Source organism: Cognatishimia activa (assembly GCF_017798205.1).
GTDB lineage: Bacteria > Pseudomonadota > Alphaproteobacteria > Rhodobacterales > Rhodobacteraceae > Cognatishimia > Cognatishimia activa_A.
In genome coordinates, this window is sequence record NZ_CP060010.1 from 1,609,837 (window position 1) to 1,632,130 (window position 22,294).

15 protein-coding genes, 3 tRNA genes and 2 rRNA genes are annotated in these 22,294 nt (G+C 56.8%); 15 read left to right on the forward strand and 5 right to left on the reverse strand.

Annotated features, from left to right (window positions below; genetic code table 11):
• The first annotated feature begins 25 nt into the window (after positions 1-25).
• From HZ995_RS07775 to HZ995_RS07795, 5 genes are all read left to right on the forward strand, one after another.
• Complete coding sequence (locus HZ995_RS07775; protein ID WP_209358088.1) at positions 26-1,306, forward strand: ABC transporter substrate-binding protein; 1,281 nt, start codon at positions 26-28, stop codon at positions 1,304-1,306.
• A 62-nt stretch (positions 1,307-1,368) separates the two neighbouring features.
• Positions 1,369-2,193 carry an ABC transporter ATP-binding protein gene (locus HZ995_RS07780; RefSeq protein WP_209358089.1) on the forward strand — a complete coding sequence of 275 codons (825 nt, stop codon included), beginning with the start codon at positions 1,369-1,371 and terminating at the stop codon, positions 2,191-2,193.
• Between the two features lie 40 nt (positions 2,194-2,233).
• A complete protein-coding gene (locus HZ995_RS07785) occupies positions 2,234-3,457 on the forward strand; it encodes a phenylacetate--CoA ligase family protein (RefSeq protein ID WP_209358090.1) in 1,224 nt (407 codons plus the stop codon).
• A gap of 108 nt (positions 3,458-3,565) precedes the next feature.
• Complete coding sequence (locus HZ995_RS07790; protein WP_209358091.1) at positions 3,566-5,185, forward strand: peptidoglycan-binding domain-containing protein; 1,620 nt, start codon at positions 3,566-3,568, stop codon at positions 5,183-5,185.
• Between the two features lie 119 nt (positions 5,186-5,304).
• Positions 5,305-6,294, forward strand: a complete 990-nt coding sequence (locus tag HZ995_RS07795) for a Hint domain-containing protein (RefSeq protein ID WP_209358092.1) — start codon at positions 5,305-5,307, stop codon at positions 6,292-6,294.
• 76 nt (positions 6,295-6,370) lie between these two features.
• On the opposite strand, the gene ykgO is transcribed toward HZ995_RS07795, so the two are convergent.
• Positions 6,371-6,496: a type B 50S ribosomal protein L36 gene (gene ykgO, locus HZ995_RS07800; protein WP_012177066.1), complete on the reverse strand. Its 126-nt coding sequence runs from the start codon at positions 6,494-6,496 to the stop codon at positions 6,371-6,373.
• 77 nt (positions 6,497-6,573) lie between these two features.
• A tRNA-Val gene (locus HZ995_RS07805) sits at positions 6,574-6,648 on the reverse strand.
• Between the two features lie 150 nt (positions 6,649-6,798).
• Between HZ995_RS07805 and HZ995_RS07810 the strand changes: the two genes are divergently transcribed.
• Entirely contained in the window at positions 6,799-7,659 is an 861-nt protein-coding gene (locus HZ995_RS07810; protein ID WP_209358093.1) for an N-formylglutamate amidohydrolase, read from the forward strand.
• A gap of 60 nt (positions 7,660-7,719) precedes the next feature.
• On the opposite strand, the gene HZ995_RS07815 is transcribed toward HZ995_RS07810, so the two are convergent.
• Positions 7,720-8,973 carry a DNA polymerase IV gene (locus tag HZ995_RS07815; protein ID WP_209358094.1) on the reverse strand — a complete coding sequence of 418 codons (1,254 nt, stop codon included), beginning with the start codon at positions 8,971-8,973 and terminating at the stop codon, positions 7,720-7,722.
• Between HZ995_RS07815 and HZ995_RS07820 the strand changes: the two genes are divergently transcribed.
• Entirely contained in the window at positions 8,972-9,430 is a 459-nt protein-coding gene (locus HZ995_RS07820) for an NUDIX domain-containing protein (RefSeq protein ID WP_209358095.1), read from the forward strand. The genes HZ995_RS07815 and HZ995_RS07820 overlap by 2 nt on opposite strands.
• Here HZ995_RS07820 and pyrF read toward each other — a convergent pair.
• Positions 9,427-10,122, reverse strand: a complete 696-nt coding sequence (gene pyrF / locus HZ995_RS07825) for an orotidine-5'-phosphate decarboxylase (protein WP_209358096.1) — start codon at positions 10,120-10,122, stop codon at positions 9,427-9,429. The two genes, HZ995_RS07820 and pyrF, sit on opposite strands and share 4 nt — an antisense overlap.
• Before the next feature lie 75 nt (positions 10,123-10,197).
• A complete protein-coding gene (locus tag HZ995_RS07830) occupies positions 10,198-10,461 on the reverse strand; it encodes a hypothetical protein (RefSeq protein WP_209358097.1) in 264 nt (87 codons plus the stop codon).
• Positions 10,462-10,659: 198 nt separating this feature from the next.
• Between HZ995_RS07830 and clpB the strand changes: the two genes are divergently transcribed.
• The 8 genes from clpB to HZ995_RS07870 all read left to right on the forward strand — a co-directional run bounded on the left by clpB (position 10,660) and on the right by HZ995_RS07870 (position 22,270).
• Positions 10,660-13,275 (forward strand): ATP-dependent chaperone ClpB, encoded by a 2,616-nt coding sequence (gene clpB, locus HZ995_RS07835; protein WP_209358098.1) that lies wholly within the window; start codon positions 10,660-10,662, stop codon positions 13,273-13,275.
• A 147-nt stretch (positions 13,276-13,422) separates the two neighbouring features.
• Positions 13,423-14,892 (forward strand): FMN-binding glutamate synthase family protein, encoded by a 1,470-nt coding sequence (locus HZ995_RS07840; RefSeq protein WP_209358206.1) that lies wholly within the window; start codon positions 13,423-13,425, stop codon positions 14,890-14,892.
• Between the two features lie 111 nt (positions 14,893-15,003).
• Complete coding sequence (gene msrP / locus HZ995_RS07845; RefSeq protein ID WP_209358099.1) at positions 15,004-15,909, forward strand: protein-methionine-sulfoxide reductase catalytic subunit MsrP; 906 nt, start codon at positions 15,004-15,006, stop codon at positions 15,907-15,909.
• Positions 15,909-16,520 (forward strand): protein-methionine-sulfoxide reductase heme-binding subunit MsrQ, encoded by a 612-nt coding sequence (gene msrQ, locus HZ995_RS07850; RefSeq protein ID WP_209358100.1) that lies wholly within the window; start codon positions 15,909-15,911, stop codon positions 16,518-16,520. Before msrP ends, msrQ begins: the two co-directional genes overlap by 1 nt.
• A 661-nt stretch (positions 16,521-17,181) precedes the next feature.
• Positions 17,182-18,646 (forward strand): 16S ribosomal RNA (locus HZ995_RS07855).
• 149 nt (positions 18,647-18,795) lie between these two features.
• A tRNA-Ile gene (locus HZ995_RS07860) sits at positions 18,796-18,872 on the forward strand.
• 18 nt (positions 18,873-18,890) lie between these two features.
• A tRNA-Ala gene (locus tag HZ995_RS07865) sits at positions 18,891-18,966 on the forward strand.
• 461 nt (positions 18,967-19,427) lie between these two features.
• Positions 19,428-22,270, forward strand: a 23S ribosomal RNA gene (locus HZ995_RS07870).
• The 16S and 23S rRNA genes sit together here with 2 tRNA genes alongside, the layout of an rRNA operon.
• Positions 22,271-22,294 lie beyond the last annotated feature (24 nt).

Consider the following 22,294-nt stretch of genomic DNA (forward strand, 5'->3'; position numbering starts at 1 on the left):
GTCAACCAATGGGAGGAGACACCCTATGAAGAAACTAGCAACATTGGCAGTCGGCGCCGTGATGGCGGCAAGCCCGGTTCTGGCGGATCTTGTGATCCCGTCGCTCAGCTACCGGACCGGCCCTTATGCAGCGGGCGGCATCCCGTTCGCGGATGGCTATGAAGATTACTTCACCCTGCTCAACGAGCGTGACGGTGGCATCGGCGGCGTGCCTGTGCGCGTGATCGAATGCGAGACCGGCTACAACACCGAAAAAGGCGTTGAGTGCTATGAGTCCACCAAAGGCGAAGGCGCGCTGGTCTATCAACCGCTGTCCACCGGTATCACTTATCAGCTGATCCCAAAGACCACCGCGGATGACATTCCGATGCACACCATGGGCTATGGTCGGACCTCTGCCGCGAACGGCGACGTGTTCAGCCATACTTTCAACTACCCTGGCAACTACTGGAACGGGGCGTCCGGCGCGATCAACTATCTGCTCGCAGAAAACGGCGGTGACCTGTCCGGCAAGAAAATCGCGCTGGTCTATCACAACTCTGCCTACGGCAAAGAGCCGATCCGTACTCTGGAAGAACTGTCTGCCAAGCATGGCTACGAGCTGAGCCTGCTGCCAGTGGATCACCCAGGTCAGGAACAGAAGTCCCAGTGGCTGCAGATCCGCCGTGACCGTCCTGACTTTGTCCTGATGTGGGGCTGGGGCGTGATGAACCAGGTGGCGATCCAAGAAGCGGCGAACATCCGTTTCCCAATGGAGAACTTCATCGGCATCTGGTGGTCTGGTGCAGAGCATGACGTGCTGCCAGCGGGCGACAAGTCCAACGGCTATAAGGCGCTGGCTTTCCACAACGTGGGTCGTGACTTCCCGGTCTTTGACGACATCAACAAATACGTCGTTGATGCAGGCAAAGCCGCAGGTGCAGGCGATCAAGTTGGCAACGTGCTTTACAACCGTGGCCTCTATGCTGCGATGCTTGCAGCCGAGGCGATCAAGACCGCGCAGGGCATCCACGGCGTGGCAGACATCACTCCAGGCATGATGCGCGACGGTATGGAAGCTCTGTCCATTACCGAAGAGAAGATGGCGTCCTTGGGCATGCCAAACTTTGGTCCATCCTTCGACGTCTCCTGTGAGAACCACGGCGGCGAAGGCTTTGTGGGCGTTGCGCAGTGGGATGCTGGGTCCAAAACCTGGTCCCTGATCTCTGACTTCGCGGCAACAGACGGCGAAGTGATCGGCGCACTGGTCGAAGCAGACAGCGCGGCCTACGCGGCTGAGAACAACATCGCGTCTAACTGCAGCTAAGTGACATTGCTCCGGCCTGCTATGTGGGCCGGGGCATCCAAACTTACAAGGAATTCAAACTCATGCTGGATGCGGCCCCACAAGATGAGACCCTGCTAGAGGTCAACAACATCGAAGTGATCTACAACCACGTGATCCTCGTGCTGAAGGGCGTAAGCCTGAGCGTGCCCAAGGGCGGTATCACCGCATTGCTGGGCGGCAATGGTGCGGGCAAGACGACGACGCTGAAGGCGGTCTCTAATCTGCTGCATTCCGAGCGCGGAGAGGTCACGAAAGGTCAGATCACCTATCGCGGCGACCGTATTCAGGATCTGGACCCGGCGGCCTTGGTCAAACGCGGCGTCATTCAGGTGATGGAAGGCCGTCACTGTTTTGAACACCTCACCGTCGAAGAAAACCTCATGACCGGCGCCTATACACGCAGTGCCTCTGGGGCCGAGATCCAGCAGGATCTTGAGATGGTTTATACCTATTTTCCGCGTCTCAAAGAGCGCCGTAAGAGCCAAGCGGGCTATACCTCGGGCGGCGAGCAGCAGATGCTCGCGCTGGGCCGCGCTTTGATGAGTCGGCCCGAGACGATCCTCTTGGACGAGCCCTCCATGGGCCTTGCCCCGCAGCTGGTGGAGCAGATCTTTGAGATCGTGAAATCGGTCAATGAAAACGAAGGCGTGACCTTCCTCTTGGCCGAACAGAACACCAATGTGGCGCTGAGGTTTGCGCATTACGGCTACATTCTGGAATCCGGCCGCGTCGTGATGGACGGCCCTGCTGCCGAACTGCGCGAGAACCCGGACGTTAAAGAATTCTACCTCGGCATGTCGGACGAAGGCCGCAAGTCCTTCCGCGATGTGCGCTCGTATCGTCGCCGCAAACGCTGGCTGAGCTAAGCCCGCGTTTCACCCCAACCCACGAGCGACAGGAGACACCATGAGCCGCTACTTCGATGCCCTAGAGACCCGAACCGCCGACGAGCGCGCCAATGATTTGGCCATGGCGCTGCCGCAACAGATTGCGCGGGCTAAGGTTTTGTCGGGCTATGCGGCGCGGTTTGCAGAGGTAAATCCGGCGAATGTGACGGATGCGAAGGCGCTGGCCAAGCTGCCGATCCTGCGCAAGTCGGATCTGGTACAGGCGCAGACCGAGAAGCCGCCGTTGGGTGGGTTCAACGCCATTCCTGTGGCCGAATTCGCGCATATCTTTCAGTCTCCGGGCCCGATCTATGAACCCGGCGGAATGACACGCGATTGGTGGCGGATGGGCCGGTTTTTGCATGCCTGTGGCGTGACCGAGCAGGATGTTGTGCAGAACTGTTTCGGCTATCACCTCACGCCCGCCGGTATGATCTTTGAAAACGGAGCACGGGCTGTTGGGGCGACGGTTCTGCCGGCTGGAACGGGTCAGACTGAACTTCAGGTCTCAGCCGCCGCAGCGATGGGCGTGACGGCCTATGCGGGGACTCCGGATTACCTGAAGGTCATTCTGGACAAGGCTGCTGAATTGGGCGTGTCGCTTGGGATCACGAAAGCCGCTGTCGGCGGCGGAGCGCTTTTCCCAAGCCTGCGTCAGGAGTATGCGGATCGAGGCATTACCTGCCTGCAGTGTTACGCCACGGCGGATCTTGGCAATATCGCCTACGAGTCCGACGCGATGGAGGGTATGATTGTCGACGAAGGCGTGATCGTGGAAATCGTCACTCCGGGCACCGGCAATCCAGTGGCTCCGGGTGAAGTCGGCGAGGTCGTCGTAACCACATTGAACCCAGACTATCCGCTCATTCGGTTTGCTACCGGCGATATGTCCGCTGTTCTCGAGGGCCAAAGCCCCTGTGGCCGTACCAATATGCGCATCAAAGGCTGGATGGGTCGTGCGGATCAAACCACCAAGATCAAAGGCATGTTCGTGCGCCCCGAACAGGTGGCCGCTTTGGTCGCCAAACACGAAGACGTCCGCCGTGCCCGCGTCATCGCGAGCCGCGCTGACGAGAAAGACGTCATGACTGTTCAGATAGAGACCGAGGCGCAAGATGCAGGTGCCTATGAGGACAGTATCGCCAGCGTTTTGAAACTGCGCGGCAAGGTCGAATTGGTGGCCCCGGGCAGCCTGCCAAACGATGGTCTGGTGATCGAAGACCAACGCAGCTACGACAGTTGATCCGCGATTTTCCCCCTGAGCTGACTTCGTAAGAACCTTCCCAAACGCCCGATTCTGGCGCAGACTGTGTCTGGGGATGCATGCAAACGCATGTAAGGAGTTCTATTTATGCGTATGAAGTGGGCGGCCGTTGCCGCGATGGTTACCGCGTTGCTGGCCTCTGCTGCCAGTGCCAAAGATCGCGCTTTGATCGTGGATCTGAGCAATTACAAACATCTGACCGATCTGCCGAGTGACGGGCGGATCAATGCGATCCGGTCGCGCCTAATTTCCGAAGGCTTTGAGGTCGACCGGCTTGACAACCCGACCCTGTCACGGATGCGCGCGGCCGTCTTTGCACTAGAGGCTGCGACACAAGGCGAACCGGGGCGTACGATTATCCTGTTGCGGGGGCATATCGTCCATGATGACGCGCGCACGTGGATCATGTCGCAAGGCGGGCGTACGCCGGATCGGTATGATCTGGGGAGCAAGGCTCTGCCATTCTATCTGTTAGACCGTGCGCTTGGATCCTCTGCCGGCAGCGCAGTTTTGGCGACCATTCCCAGCCCGCGCCCACTGGACGGGTTGGTTGACCTTGAAAACGGCCTTGGTGCGCTGAACTTACCGCAGGGCGTGACCTCTGTGTCGGGAACATCTCGTCAGGTGCAGCGGGCGATCAATGCGCTTTTAAGGCCTGGATCGACGACAGCAGAACTGGCCTCATCTGGCGCTACGGTCGACGGGTATATTTCCAGCACAACGGCCTTTACGGTGGCCGAAAACGAGACGCCGGAGGATATCGGTGAGCTGGCCTATTGGAGTGCCGTACGCGACATCGGAACGCCTGAGGCCTATGATGCCTATCTCAATCGCTATCCCAACGGCTTGTTTGCGGAACAAGCCGCGCAGGCGATCATCGGGACTGAGCAAGACCGCGAGGCTGCTATCAAACAGGCAGAAACGGATCTGCGGCTGAACCGGTCTAAACGTCAAGAAATTCAACGGTCTCTGGCGTTGCTTGGCTATGATCCGCGCGGGATCGATGGCGTTTTTGGCCCCGCAACGCGCCGCGCCATCGTAGCCTGGCAAGAAGACAATCGCCTAGAGCCGCACGGCTTTTTGGATCGTGACCAACTGTCATTGCTGACCGAAGTCGCCGCCCGTCGCGCAGCCGAGCTTGAAGAAGAAGCGCGTCGTCGTCGATTGGTCGAGGAAGCAAGGGACCGCGCCTATTGGAACGCAACCGGCATCACCGGTCTGGAAGAAGACTACCGCTTGTATCTGGATCGCTATCCTGACGGAATCTTCGCCGATATCGCCCGCGACGGTATTGCGGATTTTGAAGCCGAACGCCGCGCCGAGTTGAGCGGCCGTGAGCGCGCCGCTTGGGATCGCGCTGAGGCCGACAATAGCATTGCCGCCTACGAGGATTTCCTGGCTGACTACCCCGACGGGGCCTTTGCAGAGACTGCGAAAACTCGGATTGCAGAGCTGGAAGAAGAAGCCCGTTCGGAACAGCTGCGTGCGCAATTTGGCGCGACCGAAAACGCCGTAGCGCGCAATTCGGCCACCCGCCTGCTGATCGAAGGGAGACTCTCTGGATTGGGATTGGATCCTGGGACGGTGGACGGAGAGTTCGATGCTTCAACCCGCCGCGCAATCCGGCGCTTTCAAAAGGCACGTGGGTTGAACGTGACTGGCTATATCGACCAGCCCACAATGGTAAGGTTATTGCTCGGAGGATAGGTTCTCCCTTTGGTTGTAACTTGCTGCCACGCCTCGATTTTTCCGTCTGGGCGTGGTATTTGCTGTTCCAATTAGACAAAGAGCCCGTAAATCTGGGCCGGTTGAGCAAGAGAGCAGCTATGCCAGCGTCCTATACCGATCAGTTCTGGCTGATTGACGCGTTTTCTCCGCCTCCAGCGGGGAACACGCTGCATGTCTATACGTTTGACATGATCGATGCCGATGATGATGGCGATATCGGACGTGAGGGCGGCGATAGCATCGATGGCAGCGATGTGATCCGAGCTTATCCGGGCGATACAATCACAGTGCGCCTGCCGGGCGGCGGCCAAACGACGGTCACGGGTACGACACTGTATCTGGCGGACGGGCGCGAAGTGTTCACGCCGACGGACGGCACTGTGCTTAAAGAGTCGTCACTCGTGTCCACAACCTACGTCACAGGCTCGGGGTCTCTGGATGTAGATCTGCTGGGTCCTGCGTGTCTGGTTGCAGGAACACGGGTTGCGACGCCGAACGGACCGCGCGCTGTTCAAGATTTGGAAGAGGGCGACAAGATTTACGCCGCCGACGGGCGTGTTCTGATTTTGCGCGGGGTGATGTCGACCACTGTTTCGCAAAAACGACAAGAGCGAAGCCCGCATTTGCGCCCCATCCGCATTGTCGCAGGAGCCCTTGGTGGCGGTATGCCGACGCGGGATCTTTTGGTGTCTCGGCAGCATCGCATGGTGATCAAGTCAGCCATCGCGCAGCGCATGTTCGGGCAGGCCGAGGTTTTGGTTGCAGCGGCCAAGCTGTTGGAGGTTCCGGGGGTCTTTGTGGACAGCTCATTGACCGATGTGGGTTATTTCCATCTGGTCTTTGATGATCATGAGATCATTCTCGCCGAAGGGGCCGAAACGGAAAGCCTTTTGATCGGGCCAGGCATTATGAAATCCCTCGGGGCGGAGGCTGTAAAAGAGCTTATTTCCCTGTTCCCACATGTCGGTGGCGGCGAAGTCTATACGATGCCCGCCCGCCCGATTCCGTCTCGCAAACGGACGAATAAATTGATGGCGCGGCATATGAAGAACAATCGCCCGATCGTTGCACAGGCTGGGAAGGCCTAGCGGAAACCGAAATCCAAGAATCAAAAAAGCCGCCCAAAAGAGCGGCTTTTTTTTACGAAGCAAGTCCGCCTTGGGCTTAGCCCTGACGTGCTTTGAACCGGCGTTGCGTTTTGTTGATCACATAAACGCGGCCCTTACGGCGCACAACACGGCAGTCGCGGTGACGCTGCTTGAGCGAGCGGAGCGAGTTCTTGACCTTCATGGCCTTCTCCTCATTTCGCGGCGCGACATGCGCCTGGTTAGCGGGCTACCTGGACCTTGATCCAAGCGATGAATTCATGGTGGGCGATACTAGGATCGAACTAGTGACCCCTTCGATGTCAACGAAGTGCTCTACCGCTGAGCTAATCGCCCATGAAACCTTTGCAAATCCCTGCTCCTCAAGAAAAAGGAGCGCGGAAGTCCGCGCTGGTGGAGGCGTCTATAAAAGGAGTCGCAGGGGGGATCAAGGGCTTTCGAAAAATATCTTTTTCGCGCTATCTTATACATGGAACAGGAGAGTCCATGAGCAGTCAGGCCTTTATACTGGATCGCCCAGATCCTTGCACCTCATCTGTGGTGTTCGCGTCGCCCCATAGCGGGTGCGACTATCCTGATGCGCTCCTGCGACGCTCGATTTTGAACGCGCATGTGATCCGAAGTTCGGAAGACGCCTTTGTAGACAGGCTTTTTGCCGCTGCACCTATGTTTGGAGCACCTCTGTTGCGCGCGGGCGTGCCCCGTGCCTTCGTCGATTTCAATCGCAGTGCGGACGAGCTTGATCCTGCCTTGATCACCGGAGTGCGCGGCATTGGGAACAATCCGCGTGTGGCCTCCGGACTCGGTGTGATTCCACGGGTGGTGTCTAATGGACGTGCGATCTATCGCGGCAAAATCGGGCTGGATGAAGCGGAAAGCCGCTTAGAGACCTATTGGCGTCCGTATCATAAGACGTTGCAATCTTTGCTGAATGATGCGCTTGCGAATTTCGATCAGGCGATCTTGTTGGATTGCCACTCCATGCCGCGAGAGGCCTTGGACACATTGCGCGACAAGAGCGGAACGCGGCCAGAGATCGTGCTTGGGGATCGCTTTGGCACCTCGGCAAGTGGCGAGATCGTAGAGCAGGTTGAGGCGGCTTTTGCTGCGGCTGGCTTTGTCGTGGCTCGCAATGCCCCGTTTGCCGGCGCTTATGTGACCCAGCACTATGGGCGCTTGGGACGCAATCAACATGCCATTCAGATCGAAATTGATCGGTCGATCTATATGGATGAACAGCTGATCGAGCCACACGGCGGGTTTGATGAGGTGCGGGAGCGTCTTTCCCAGGTCATTTCTGATGTGGTTTCTATCGGGCGGCCTGCGCAGCAATTGGCGGCAGAATAGGGGCTTTGTCCCTCGCGACATGCGTCGCTCACCCCGGGATATTTTCGGCAAGAGAAAGGCCTAGCGCATCGCGCGACCTTTGAGGATTGCGTCGTTGCCAAATCGCGCGCGGATCTTGTCGGTTGCGCGTTCGGCTTCGCGGCGTTGCGCGGCCTTTGGGTCGAGGAGATCGGCGCTTAGGTCGGCAGCGGAATCCTCGACGATATCTGAGATGCCGACGCCAATGAGCCGGAATGGGCCTTTGTGTGCGCAGGTGTCAAAGAGGGCGCGGGCTGTCGTGTAGATCGTGTCGGTCATTTGCGTCGCGTCACGCAGGCTTTGACGACGGCTGATCAGGGTGAAGTCTTTGCGCTTGAGTTTGAGGGTCACAACGCGGCCCGCTTTGGATTTTGCTTTCGCGCGGTCTGCAACCTGCTCGGCCAACCGCCACAGGTGACCGTCGAGGATATCCAGATCGGCGGTGTCTTCAAAGAAAGTGGTCTCTTTGCTGATGCTTTTCACCGGCGCGCGCGCGGTGATTTTGCGCCTGTCTTCGCCGCGCACGAGGTGCCAGAGGCGAAAGCCCATAGAGCCGAAGCGGTCGGTGAGTTCGCGTTGATCCCAGCGCAGTAGGTCTGAGAACGTATGGATCCCGGCGCTTTCCAATCCTGCTTGGGCCGCTGGGCCGACGCCCCAAATCAACCGAACGGGTTTGTCATGCAGAAAATCCGCTGTTTCAGCCGCGCCGATGATGGCGAAGCCCTGGGGTTTATCGAGGTCAGATGCGACCTTAGCGAGGAACTTGTTGTGGCTGAGACCGATGGACCCTGTGATGCCCAGCTCGTCTTTCATGCGTTTCACCAGGCGGGCGAGCATGACGGCGGGCGGGGCTCCGTGCAGTTTCTCGGTGCCGGTGAGGTCCATGAAGGCTTCATCCAGCGACAGGGGCTCAACGGCAGGCGTGAGCTCGTCCATAAGAGCGCGCACTTGGCGGCTGACCTCTGCGTAAACTGACATGCGGGGTTTCACGACCACGGCGTCCGGGCAAAGATCCAGCGCTTTGAACATCGGCATGGCGGATCTGACACCTCGGATACGCGCCACATAGCAGGCAGTGGAGACAACACCGCGTTTGCCGCCTCCGATGATGACCGGTTTGTCCGCCAGATCCGGATTGTCCCGTTTTTCCACACTTGCGTAGAAGGCATCACAATCCATATGAGCGATGCTAAGATCATAGAGTTCCTCATGGCGCACGATCCGCATACTGCCGCAGTTTGGGCAGCGTCGGGCATCAGAGACGTCAGTGAGGCAATCGCGGCAGAGGGCAGGCATGGTTCACTCGGGTGATGAGATCCCCAGCATAGCATTTGAGGCGGGCGCGCACATCCGCTTTGTCGGGGCCAAGGTGGCAGTTTTTGTCGGCAGCGAGATCATTTGTTTGCTGCGCGATGACATTCCGACGATCCCATGGCCGGGGCATTGGGATGTTCTGGGCGGAGGTCGCGAAGAGGACGAGAGCCCTTGGGCCTGTGCTGCGCGTGAAGCGGAAGAAGAATGCGGCTTGGAGTTGGAGCCTAGCGATCTGCTTTGGGCGCGTCAGTACGTCAATTCGCGCGGCAAAAACGTTTGGTTCTTTGTGGCATCCGTACCGGTTGAACGTGCCGCTTCGATTTCGCTTCGGGACGAAGGCAAAGCGCTCGGGCGGATGACGCCCGACGCGTATTTGTCTCATGAAATGGCCGTGCCGCAGTTTCAACAGCGCCTGGTGGATTGGATCGCGGGGCTTTAGAGCGCCGCGAGCTCGTCAATGATTGCCTGCGATGCGCCTTTCGGGTCAGCTGCCTGCCAGACTGGGCGGCCCACGACGATGTGGTCCGCGCCGTCTTTGATCGCATTTGCAGGTGTCGCGACACGTTTCTGATCCCCCAGAGCCGCGCCGGTTGGGCGCACCCCGGGTGTCACGATCAGCTTGCCCTTGGCCTCTGGCAATGCCCGTATCAAAGCGGCCTCTTGCGGGCTGGCGATGACACCATCTGCGCCGGCCTCAAAGGCTTTGCCCGCGCGTTCCTGAACCAGGTCGCGGATCTCTCCGTCTTTGATCAAGGCCCCATCCAGATCCTGACGATCCAGCGATGTCAGAATGGTGACGGCGAGGATCTTAAGGTCTTTGCCCGCAGCGCCCTCTTTGGCAGCCTTCACCACATAGGGGTCGCCATGCACCGTCAGGAAATCCAGATCAAATTGCGCAAGACCTCGGACAGCGTTTTCCACGGTCGCGCCGATGTCAAAGAGCTTCATGTCCAGAAAGATGCGCTTGCCGTGCTCGGCCTTCAGCTCATTGGCGAGAGCAAGCCCACCGCCCGTCAGCATGCCCAGCCCGATTTTATAAAATGACACCGCGTCGCCGATCTGTTCGGCCAGTTTCAACCCTTGCAGGGCGTTTGGGACATCGAGGGCGACGATGAGGCGGTCATCTGACATGGATAGGTCTCCGAGATCTGGCGTGTGGACAAAATTGTCTCTCTCTAAGAGCCTCGGCGCGTGGGGGCAACCCTGTCAGGCCCATTCCATCGCCCGAGGCATCGCGTGTTTGGCGATTTCTAAGGAGGTTCCGGCGAATTCGGGCAGGCGTTTCAGCTGACCAATGGCGGCGCGCGCAAACAGGCTATTGAGCCCATGCAATCCCCCAACGCCCGTGAAGGGAAAGGTGCAATCCACTACGATGTTCTCGCCCGTCGACAAGCAGATACGCGCTTTGCCAATGCAGCGCCCGCATGGGGTGATCTCTCGCTGCAGCAGATCCACGCGAACAACTTTCATAAAATTCTCCGTACCTACCAGATCGGTATGGCAGGCCATCATTAACAAACCCCTAGCGGCGAAAAATATGCCACTATGGGGCAGCTTATTCTTGAATTGTAACAGGCAATTGCCAAATTAAGAGAGAGGCCCAAGACTGGGGCGTGCCGCAAAGCGGGCGCCAGACCGACCTGGGGCGCTTTAGAGAAGGAGAGAGCCATGGACTTGAACAAGTTCACGGAGCGGTCGCGCGGATTCATTCAGGCGGCGCAGACCATTGCGATGCGGGAAAACCACCAACGGTTGATGCCCGAACATTTGCTCAAAGCATTGATGGATGATGATCAGGGGCTTGCGTCCAATCTGATCAAACGCGCGGGCGGGGCGCCGAACCGCGTGGTAGAGGCTGTGGATCTGGCCGTGGGCAAGATTGCGCGGGTCTCGGGCGATGCGGGGCAGGCCTATATGGACAATGCCTCGGTGCGGGTTCTGGATGAGGCCGAAAAGGTCGCCAAGAAGGCTGGCGATAGTTTTGTTCCCGTGGAGCGCATTCTAATGGCTTTGGCCTTGGTGAAGTCCAAGGCACGTGAGGCTTTGGAAGCGGGCGCGGTGAATGCGCAGGCTCTGAATGGCGCGATTAATGATATTCGCAAAGGGCGCACGGCGGATTCTGCGACGGCCGAAGAGGGCTATGACGCGCTCAAGAAATACGCGCAGGACCTGACGGAACGTGCGCGCGAGGGCAAGATTGACCCGATCATTGGCCGAGATGATGAAATCCGCCGGTCGATGCAGATCCTCAGTCGTCGGACAAAGAACAATCCGGTTCTGATTGGGGAGCCCGGCGTGGGGAAGACGGCGATTGCTGAGGGGCTCGCGTTGCGGATCGTCAATGGCGATGTGCCTGAGTCGCTGCGCAACAAGCAGCTCTTGGCGCTGGATATGGGCGCTTTGATTGCCGGTGCGAAATATCGCGGTGAGTTTGAGGAACGCTTGAAGGCCGTTCTGACCGAAGTCACCGAGGCCGCTGGCGATGTGATCCTCTTTATCGACGAGATGCACATGCTTGTTGGCGCAGGTAAAACCGATGGCGCAATGGATGCGGCGAACCTGATCAAGCCCGCCTTGGCGCGCGGAGAGCTGCATTGCGTCGGCGCGACGACTTTGGACGAGTACCGCAAACACGTGGAAAAAGACGCGGCATTGGCGCGGCGATTCCAGCCTTTGGTAGTTGAGGAACCGACAGTTGAGGACACGATCTCGATCCTGCGCGGCATCAAAGAGAAATACGAGCTGCATCACGGGGTGCGCATTTCTGACAGCGCGTTGGTGTCAGCGTCAACGTTGAGCCATCGCTATATCACCGACCGGTTCCTGCCAGATAAAGCCATTGACCTGGTGGATGAGGCTGCGAGCCGTTTGCGGATGGAAGTGGACTCTAAACCAGAGGAACTTGACGCTTTGGACCGCCAGATCCTGCAAATGCAGATCGAGGCCGAGGCCTTGCGGCGCGAGGATGATGCTGCGTCCAAGGACCGATTGGGCAAATTGGAAAAGGATCTTGCCGATCTGCAGGATCGCTCAGCCGAGCTGACTGCGAAATGGCAGGCAGGTCGGGACAAGCTGGCCTCGGCTCGGGATCTGAAAGAGCAACTGGACCAGGCGCGGGCAGATCTGGAAATTGCAAAGCGCGACGGCAATCTGGCGAAGGCCGGAGAGCTGTCTTACGGCGTGATCCCAGCCTTGGAAAAGCAATTGTCGGAGGCCGAAGAGGCTGAGGACGATTTGATCGTCGAAGAGGCCGTGCGCCCGGAGCAGATCGCGGCCGTCGTCGAACGCTGGACAGGTATTCCGACGTCCAAGATGCTGGAAGGCGAGCGTGAGAAGCTCTTGCGCATGGAAGATGATCTGCACCGCCGCGTCATCGGGCAGAGCCCCGCGGTCCGCGCCGTTTCAAACGCTGTGCGTCGCGCGCGCGCTGGGCTGAACGATGAAAACCGTCCCTTGGGCTCTTTCCTCTTCCTTGGCCCAACCGGCGTCGGCAAGACCGAGCTGACCAAAGCCGTTGCGGAATTCCTCTTTGATGACGACAGCGCTATGGTGCGTATCGACATGTCTGAATTCATGGAGAAACATGCGGTCGCCCGCCTGATCGGCGCGCCTCCGGGTTATGTCGGTTATGATGAAGGCGGCGTGTTGACCGAAGCCGTGCGGCGCAGGCCTTATCAGGTGGTGCTGTTTGACGAGGTCGAAAAGGCGCATCCGGATGTCTTCAATGTGCTGCTGCAGGTGCTCGATGACGGTGTCCTGACGGATGGGCAAGGTCGGACTGTTGATTTCAAACAGACGCTGATCATCCTGACCTCGAACCTTGGTGCGCAGGCACTAAGCCAGTTGCCCGATGGTGCAGATGCCTCTCAGGCCAAGCGCGATGTGATGGACGCGGTGCGTGCCCATTTCCGTCCCGAGTTTCTGAACCGGTTGGATGAAACCATCATCTTTGATCGCTTGGGTCGCGCGGATATGGACGGCATCGTCGACATTCAGCTCGCGCGTCTGATAAAACGGCTTGCGGCGCGCAAGATCGAGATCTCTCTGGATGAGGATGCGCGCAAATGGTTGGCGGATGAGGGCTATGATCCGGTCTTTGGCGCGCGGCCTCTGAAACGCGTGATCCAGCGTGCTTTGCAGAACCCACTGGCGGAAATGCTGCTGGCGGGGGACGTGAAAGACGGCGAGACGATCCCTGTGACCGCAAGCCCCGAAGGTTTGATGATCGGGGACCGGGTTGGATCTTCGGGCTCGCCTCGTCCTGATGATGCGGTCGTGCACTAACACTCGAAACGGCGGGCTTCGGTCCGCCGTTTTTGCAACAAAGCTCACGAAATTGCTCGCGCGCTTGCGCCCATCGTGACTTGCCCGTCGGGGTGGCATCTCTCACAGTGACCTCAGTTTAGTCAGTTGGAGAGAGTTGCGATGTCCATGGAACGCGCCTTTTATGTCGTGGAATTTCTCGGCCTTATGTTTGTCTGGGCCGTGGGACTGCTGGCCTTGGTCGCGGTGATCCTGTTCATCATCGACCGCTCTCAGACACAGGACGCAATCCGGCGGAACTATCCTGTCATCGGCCGTTTCCGCCATATCTTCTCCGAACTGGGCGAGTTCTTTCGCCAGTATTTCTTTGCCATGGATCGCGAGGAAATGCCGTTCAACCGCGCGCAACGCGAGTGGATTGGACGGGCGAGTTCGGGCAAGTCGAATTCCATCGCTTTTGGATCAACACGAAATACTTCTGTCCCAGGTACGCCGATCTTCGCCAATGCCCCCTTTCCGCCATTGGACGATGAATTCGCCAAATCAGAACCCCTGTTGATTGGGCCGACCGCGCGACATCCCTACGCAGCGCCGTCGTTCTTTAACATTTCGGGTATGAGCTATGGCGCCCTGTCCCGGCCCGCCGTAACCGCGCTCAGCAAAGGCGCGGCCAAAGCGGGTGTCTGGCTGAACACCGGAGAAGGCGGCATGTCTCCGTTTCACCTCGAGGGCAATTGCGACATCGTTTATCAGATCGGAACCGCAAAATACGGGGTGCGCGATGCTGAGGGGAACCTATCTGAGGACCGCCTAAAAGAGGTGGCCGCAGCGCCTCAGGTAAAGATGATCGAGCTGAAACTTGCGCAGGGGGCGAAGCCCGGCAAGGGTGGCATCCTGCCTGCTGCTAAGGTCAATTCTGAAATCGCGAAAATTCGGGGTATCCCGGAAGGCCAGCCCAGCCTGTCCCCCAATCGTCACCGCGAAGTCGACTCATTTAGCTCGCTGTTGGACTTCGTCGCACATCTGCGCGAGGTCAGCGGCCTGCCGGTTGGCATAAAGACGGTGGCGGGGTCTCGGGTCGTGTTGGAGGAGATGTTTGAGGCTTTCGCCGCACGCCCAGATGATGTGCCTGATTTCATCACGATTGACGGCGGCGAGGGTGGCACGGGCGCGGCCCCAATGCCGCTTATGGATTTGGTGGGTATGTCGGTGCGAGAGGCTCTGCCCATGCTGGCCGATCTACGCAAGTCCTATGGGTTTCAGGACCGCATTCGCCTGATTGCGAGTGGCAAGCTCGTCAATCCCGGAGACGTCGCCTGGGCGCTGGCTGCAGGGGCTGATTTCGTGACCTCGGCGCGTGGGTTTATGTTCTCTTTGGGCTGCATTCAGGCGTTGAAATGTAACAAGAATACCTGCCCGACCGGGATCACAACCCATGATCCAAGGTTCCAAAAGGGGCTGGTTGTTGAGGACAAATACAAGAAAGTCGCGCGTTATGCCGAGGGCATCATCTCCGATGTTGAAACCATTGCCCATTCCGTCGGCGTAAGCGAACCACGCAAACTGCGCCGTCATCACGTGCGCATCGTCGGTGACGCCGGAAAGTCGGAACCCTTGGGCGACGTGCTGGCTCGGTAACGCCTTAGAACCTGCATTGTTACAATCCCTGCACCTCTTCGTGACCCATCGTGCTTTGTCTTGCGCGACACCTCCGCCTACATCAGTCTCAACACGAAAGAGGAGACAGCTATGGCCCACCGTTGGAAGAATGACCTGACCCATGACGACGTCACGCCCCACGCGGCGTTTCTGAACCGCCGCCAGATTATGGCGGGGATGGCTGGGGCCGGTCTTGCGACAACTTTGGGCTCGGGGCAGGCACGCGCCGCGACGCTGGAGCCTGATAGCTTTGAGGTCATCACGACCTACAACAACTTCTATGAGTTCGGCACGGGCAAGGATGACCCGGCCAAGAACGCGCATATGCTGACCACCAAGCCTTGGACCGTGACGATTGATGGGATGGTGGACAATCCTGGCGATTACTCTTTCCAAGACATCATGTCCCAGATGACCGTCGAAGAACGCATCTACCGGTTCCGCTGTGTCGAGGCTTGGTCGATGGTGGTGCCATGGAACGGCTTTGAACTGGCGGATCTTTTGAACATGGCCGGAGTGAAGTCCGGCGCGAAATACGTGGCCTTTGAAACGCTCTACCGTCCTGAGGAAATGCCGGGTCAGCGGTTCCGCACGCTCGATTGGCCCTATGTCGAGGGCTTGCGTCTGGATGAGGCGATGCACCCGTTGACGATCATGGCGACTGGCATCTACGGCCAGGACATCCCCAACCAGAACGGCGCGCCAATGCGCTTGGTAGTGCCATGGAAGTATGGCTTTAAGTCGATCAAATCCGTAGTGAAAATCACCCTGACCGACAAAGAGCCGCCAACCAGCTGGAACAAAGCCAATTCCCGCGAGTATGGCTTCTATTCCAACGTGAACCCGAATGTGGATCACCCGCGCTGGTCTCAGGCATCGGAACGGACCATTGGTGGCGGCCTGTTTGCGCGCCGCAAAGAGACGCTGATGTTCAACGGATATGAGGACGAGGTTGCAAGCCTTTATGAAGGCATGGATCTGGCGAAGTTCTACTGATGGTCAATACGTTCAACACATATCTGCGCAAGATCCCGACTTGGGTTCTCTATGTCCTTGGGGCTGCCTATCCTGTTTGGCTCTTGTATCAGGGGCTGACCGGCGGTCTTGGCGTGGACCCGGTCAAAGTCATGGAACACGCATTGGGCGAACGCGCCCTGCAACTTTTGATCCTTGGGTTGGCAGTGACGCCCCTGCGTCAGCGTGTTGGGTTGAACTTGATGAAATTCCGCCGCGCAATTGGTGTGATCGCCTTCTTCTATGTCTTCGCGCATCTGTTGGTTTGGCTGGTGCTGGATGTTCAGATCCTCTCGCAAGTCTGGGCGGACATCCTGAAGCGTCCCTATGTGACGATTGGCATGGCCGGTTTCCTCGTGATGATCCCGCTGGCGGTGACATCGAACAACTGGTCCGTACGCAAACTGGGGCCGACGTGGCGCAAGCTGCACAAGTTGACCTATGCGGCCTGTCTTCTGGGTGGTGTGCATTTCGTCTGGCTTGTGAAAGGCTTTCAACTCGAGCCGCTGATCTACCTCGGACTGATCGTCGGACTTCTGGCCACACGTTTTCCGAACCGGAACAAGCGCATGGCAGGGGTACAAAAGGCGTAAGTCAGGCGAATCCCACAAAGAATCTGTGAATGCGGCGACTCGGACTTTCGTGTTTCTAGTAGAGTCGTAGAGGTTTGCCGCAATATATAGGTGTTTCGCGATACGGCCTGGCAATTCTGTCAGGCTGTCTTCGTTTTGGGGTGAGGCTTCTGAAAGTTCTTCATGCCCTTAATCATCTGAATCTATTCAATTTAATGCCTTTTGGTGAACTTTTTTCAGAAAGTTTGAAAAAGGGTGTTGCGACTCTCTGAGACTCTTCACCGACGGGGCAGCGACGCTGTTTGGTTGGTCATCTAGGGAATTTGAGGCGGGGCGCGCCGGAAGTTAGGGCGCATCTGGTCTTGTTTGTCTCTTCGGTTGGTTTTTGGCTGGCCACGTTTTTTGACATTGTGATGATATCGAAGAGATATGCGGGCGGTTTGGTTTGTAATCGACAGACGGACTTCTGTATATCTGGTTCCTAGGGCTTCGGCTCGATGATGGAATTAACAGCTTCACTGTTTGTCGGACTTTTTGTTCCCGCTTTGGAAACTGAAGTACACAAACAGTTTATTCCAACTTTTCCTGCCGGGAAGGTTGGATTGCCATTCCTCTTGTGACGAGGGGAATGTCAGTGATGTGCAGAGGTTCAGACGTTAAGGATACGATGGTAACATCGTTTCAACTTGAGAGTTTGATCCTGGCTCAGAACGAACGCTGGCGGCAGGCCTAACACATGCAAGTCGAGCGCCCTTTTCGGAGGGAGCGGCGGACGGGTTAGTAACGCGTGGGAACGTGCCCAGATCTAAGGAATAGCCACTGGAAACGGTGAGTAATACCGTATACGCCCTTCGGGGGAAAGATTTATCGGATTTGGATGGGCCCGCGTTAGATTAGATAGTTGGTGGGGTAATGGCCTACCAAGTCGACGATCTATAGCTGGTCTGAGAGGATGATCAGCCACACTGGGACTGAGACACGGCCCAGACTCCTACGGGAGGCAGCAGTGGGGAATCTTGGACAATGGGCGCAAGCCTGATCCAGCCATGCCGCGTGAGTGATGAAGGCCCTAGGGTCGTAAAGCTCTTTCGCCTGTGAAGATAATGACGGTAACCGTAGAAGAAGCCCCGGCTAACTCCGTGCCAGCAGCCGCGGTAATACGGAGGGGGCTAGCGTTGTTCGGAATTACTGGGCGTAAAGCGCGCGTAGGCGGACTATTAAGTCAGGGGTGAAATCCCGGGGCTCAACCCCGGAACTGCCTTTGATACTGGTAGTCTTGAGTTCGAGAGAGGTGAGTGGAATTCCGAGTGTAGAGGTGAAATTCGTAGATATTCGGAGGAACACCAGTGGCGAAGGCGGCTCACTGGCTCGATACTGACGCTGAGGTGCGAAAGTGTGGGGAGCAAACAGGATTAGATACCCTGGTAGTCCACACCGTAAACGATGAGTGCTAGTTGTCTGCAGGCATGCCTGTAGGTGACGCAGCTAACGCATTAAGCACTCCGCCTGGGGAGTACGGTCGCAAGATTAAAACTCAAAGGAATTGATGGGGCCCGCACAAGCGGTGGAGCATGGTTTAATTCGAAGCAACGCGCAGAACCTTACTTCAACCCTTGACATCCTGTGCTAACTCCAGAGATGGAGTGTTCTTCGAAGCAATGGACGCAGGACAGGTGCTGAATGGCAGTACGTCAGCCCATGCCGTGAGATGTTACTGGTTAACCGGCAACGAGCGCAACCCACATCTTTAGTTGCCAGCAGTTCGGCTGGGCACTCTAGAGAAACTGCCCGTGATAAGCGGGAGGAAGGTGTGGATGACGTCAAGTCCTCATGGCCCTTACGGGTTGGGCTACACACGTGCTACAATGGTAGTGACAGTGAGTTAATCTCCAAAAGCTATCTCAGTTCGGATTGGGGTCTGCAACTCGACCCCATGAAGTCGGAATCGCTAGTAATCGCGTAACAGCATGACGCGGTGAATACGTTCCCGGGCCTTGTACACACCGCCCGTCACACCATGGGAGTTGGTTCTACCCGACGGCCGTGCGCTAACCTTTTGGAGGCAGCGGACCACGGTAGGATCAGCGACTGGGGTGAAGTCGTAACAAGGTAGCCGTAGGGGAACCTGCGGCTGGATCACCTCCTTTCTAAGGATGTTCCTAGAACATTGGACTTGTCCAACGTCGTGGAACACTTAGCAGTCCAATATGGACATATAGATCAACAATAGTTGGTCAAACTCGGCCAGGCCGTCCTCATATCTCTTCGTTAAGTCACAGACCTGCCGGTCTGTTTTGGGTCGGTAGCTCAGGTGGTTAGAGCGCACGCCTGATAAGCGTGAGGTCGGAGGTTCAAGTCCTCCTCGACCCACCAAATCTGTTGGCAAACAATGGGGCCTTAGCTCAGCTGGGAGAGCGCCTGATTTGCATTCAGGAGGTCAGGAGTTCGATCCTCCTAGGCTCCACCATTCTTCGCTTCAGTCTGTTACGAATTGATCGTTAAGCACCAATTTGGTTCTTAACCGTCCATTCGGACGTTTTGACATCGTTTAGAGAGATACAAAGTAGTTTTAAGACTAGTCTTAAAACTACAAATCAACACTGTTTGATCCCCTTGAGTAAGAGGTGGATCTCAGTTTGGTGCTGATCCCTTCTTGGGTGATGCGAGCCTTTGATCAAGACTGTTTCCTCGGTCTTCCAAGGGTCTGCCGGCTGAAACGAACAGAGTTGTCCAAGTCAAGTACACTAACCCGAGCAACCAAGCGGTTGCTCATTTTGTTCTTTGTCCTCCAAGCGGGGCCGACCGACATCGGCAGCTTGGGTTCCAGGATAAAGAGCGGGAAAGTATGACTTTTGGTTCAGAAACAGGATCCCTTGCTTGCCAGCTGTTGGGATCGCGAGTGACTTATGTCTCTCTCTTTCTGGATCAAATCAAGCGCGAGAAGGGCGTTTGGTGGATGCCTTGGCAGTAAGAGGCGATGAAAGACGTGATACTCTGCGATAAGTCATGGGGAGCTGAGAATAAGCTTTGATCCATGAATCTCTGAATGGGGGAACCCACCTAACAGTTCGTTATAATAGCACTTCGGTGCTGCTTATAATGTGCTGAATTAGGTACTTTTAACCTGAATACATAGGGTTTTAAGAGCAAACCCGGGGAACTGAAACATCTAAGTACCCGGAGGAAAGGAAATCAATTGATACTCCCCTAGTAGCGGCGAGCGAACGGGGACCAGCCAAGCCTGATGAGTGACTAGAATGCGTTGGGAAGCGCAGCCATAGCGGGTGATAGCCCCGTATAGGAAGCTTTGAGGGATGTATTAAGTAGGGCGGAACACGTGAAATTCTGTCTGAAGATCGGAGGACCACCTTCGAAGGCTAAGTACTCCTTACTGACCGATAGCGAACCAGTACCGTGAGGGAAAGGTGAAAGCACCCCGACAAGGGGAGTGAAACAGTACCTGAAACCGAACGCCTACAATCAGTTGGAGGCCCCTTGAGGGCTGACAGCGTACCTTTTGTATAATGGGTCATCGACTTAGTGTATCTAGCAAGCTTAAGCCGTTAGGTGTAGGCGCAGCGAAAGCGAGTCTTAATAGGGCGATTGAGTTAGATGCATTAGACCCGAAACCGAGTGATCTAGGCATGACCAGGCTGAAGGTAAGGTAACACTTACTGGAGGGCCGAACCCACACCTGTTGAAAAAGGTCGGGATGAGTTGTGCCTAGGGGTGAAAGGCCAATCAAACTCGGAGATAGCTGGTTCTCTGCGAAATCTATTTAGGTAGAGCGTCATCCGAATACCCCGGGGGGTAGAGCACTGGATGGGTAATGGGGCCCCACAGGCTTACTGATCCTAACCAAACTCCGAATACCCGGGAGTACTAGATGGCAGACACACTGCGGATGCTAACGTCCGTAGTGGAGAGGGAAACAACCCTGACCTACGACTAAGGCCCCCAATTCATGGCTAAGTGGGAAAGCAGGTGGGACGACCAAAACAACCAGGAGGTTGGCTTAGAAGCAGCCATCCTTTAAAGATAGCGTAACAGCTCACTGGTCTAAATAAGTTGTCCTGCGGCGAAGATGTAACGGGGCTCAAGCCATGAGCCGAAGTCTAGGGTGCAGTAATGCACGGTAGCAGAGCGTAGTGTGACATAGTTCCTATCCTCTTTAGTGCCTTCGGGCACCATGGAGGATATTTGGAGCTTTCGATGAAGCGGGCGCGTGAGCGATCCCGTGGAGAGATCACTAGTGAGAATGATGACATGAGTAGCGACAAAGAGTGTGAGAGACACTCTCGCCGAAAGTCCAAGGGTTCCTGCTTAAAGCTAATCTGAGCAGGGTAAGCCGACCCCTAAGGCGAGGCCGAAAGGCGTAGTCGATGGGAACCAGGTTAATATTCCTGGGCCAGATGGAAGTGACGGATCGTGACGGTTGTTCCTCCTTATCGGATTGGAGGGGCCGCTAATCGGTTCCTGGAAATAGCTCCATCATGAGATCGTACCCTAAACCGACACAGGTGGACTGGTAGAGCATACCAAGGCGCTTGAGAGAACGATGTTGAAGGAACTCGGCAAAATACCTCCGTAAGTTCGCGAGAAGGAGGCCCAGTTTCTACGCAAGTATTGGCTGGGGGCACAAACCAGGGGGTGGCGACTGTTTACTAAAAACACAGGGCTCTGCGAAGTCGCAAGACGACGTATAGGGTCTGACGCCTGCCCGGTGCCTGAAGGTTAAAAGGAGGGGTGAGAGCTCCGAATTGAAGCCCAGGTAAACGGCGGCCGTAACTATAACGGTCCAAGGTAGCGAAATTCCTTGTCGGGTAAGTTCCGACCTGCACGAATGGCGTAACGACTTCCCCACTGTCTCCAACATCGACTCAGCGAAATTGAATTGCCTGTCAAGATGCAGGCTTCCCGCGGTTAGACGGAAAGACCCCGTGCACCTTTACTACAGCTTCACACTGGTGATCGTGGCTTCATGGGCATGTGTAGGGAGATAGGTGGTGGGCATTGAAACCGGGACGCCAGTTCCGGTGGAGCCTCCCTTGAGATACCACCCTTGCATTGCTTGATGTCTAACCGCGGTCCGTTATCCGGATCCGGGACCCTGTGTGGCGGGTAGTTTGACTGGGGCGGTCGCCTCCTAAAGCGTAACGGAGGCGCGCGAAGGTTGGCTCAGAGCGGTCGGAAATCGCTCGTTGAGTGCAATGGCAGAAGCCAGCCTGACTGCAAGACTGACAAGTCGAGCAGAGTCGAAAGACGGCCATAGTGATCCGGTGGTCCCGAGTGGAAGGGCCATCGCTCAACGGATAAAAGGTACGCCGGGGATAACAGGCTGATACTGCCCAAGAGTCCATATCGACGGCAGTGTTTGGCACCTCGATGTCGGCTCATCTCATCCTGGGGCTGGAGCAGGTCCCAAGGGTACGGCTGTTCGCCGTTTAAAGAGGTACGTGAGCTGGGTTTAGAACGTCGTGAGACAGTTCGGTCCCTATCTGCCGTGGGTGTAGGATACTTGAGAGGAGTTGCCCCTAGTACGAGAGGACCGGGGTGAACGATCCACTGGTGGACCTGTTGTTGCGCCAGCAGCAGTGCAGGGTAGCTATGATCGGACAGGATAACCGCTGAAGGCATCTAAGCGGGAAGCCCCCCTCAAAACAAGGTATCCCTGAGGACCGTGGTAGACCACCACGTCGATAGGCCGGAGATGTAAGCGCAGTAATGCGTTCAGTTGACCGGTACTAATGGTCCGATGAGGACTTGATTGATCCAGTAATAGATAGACATCTGTC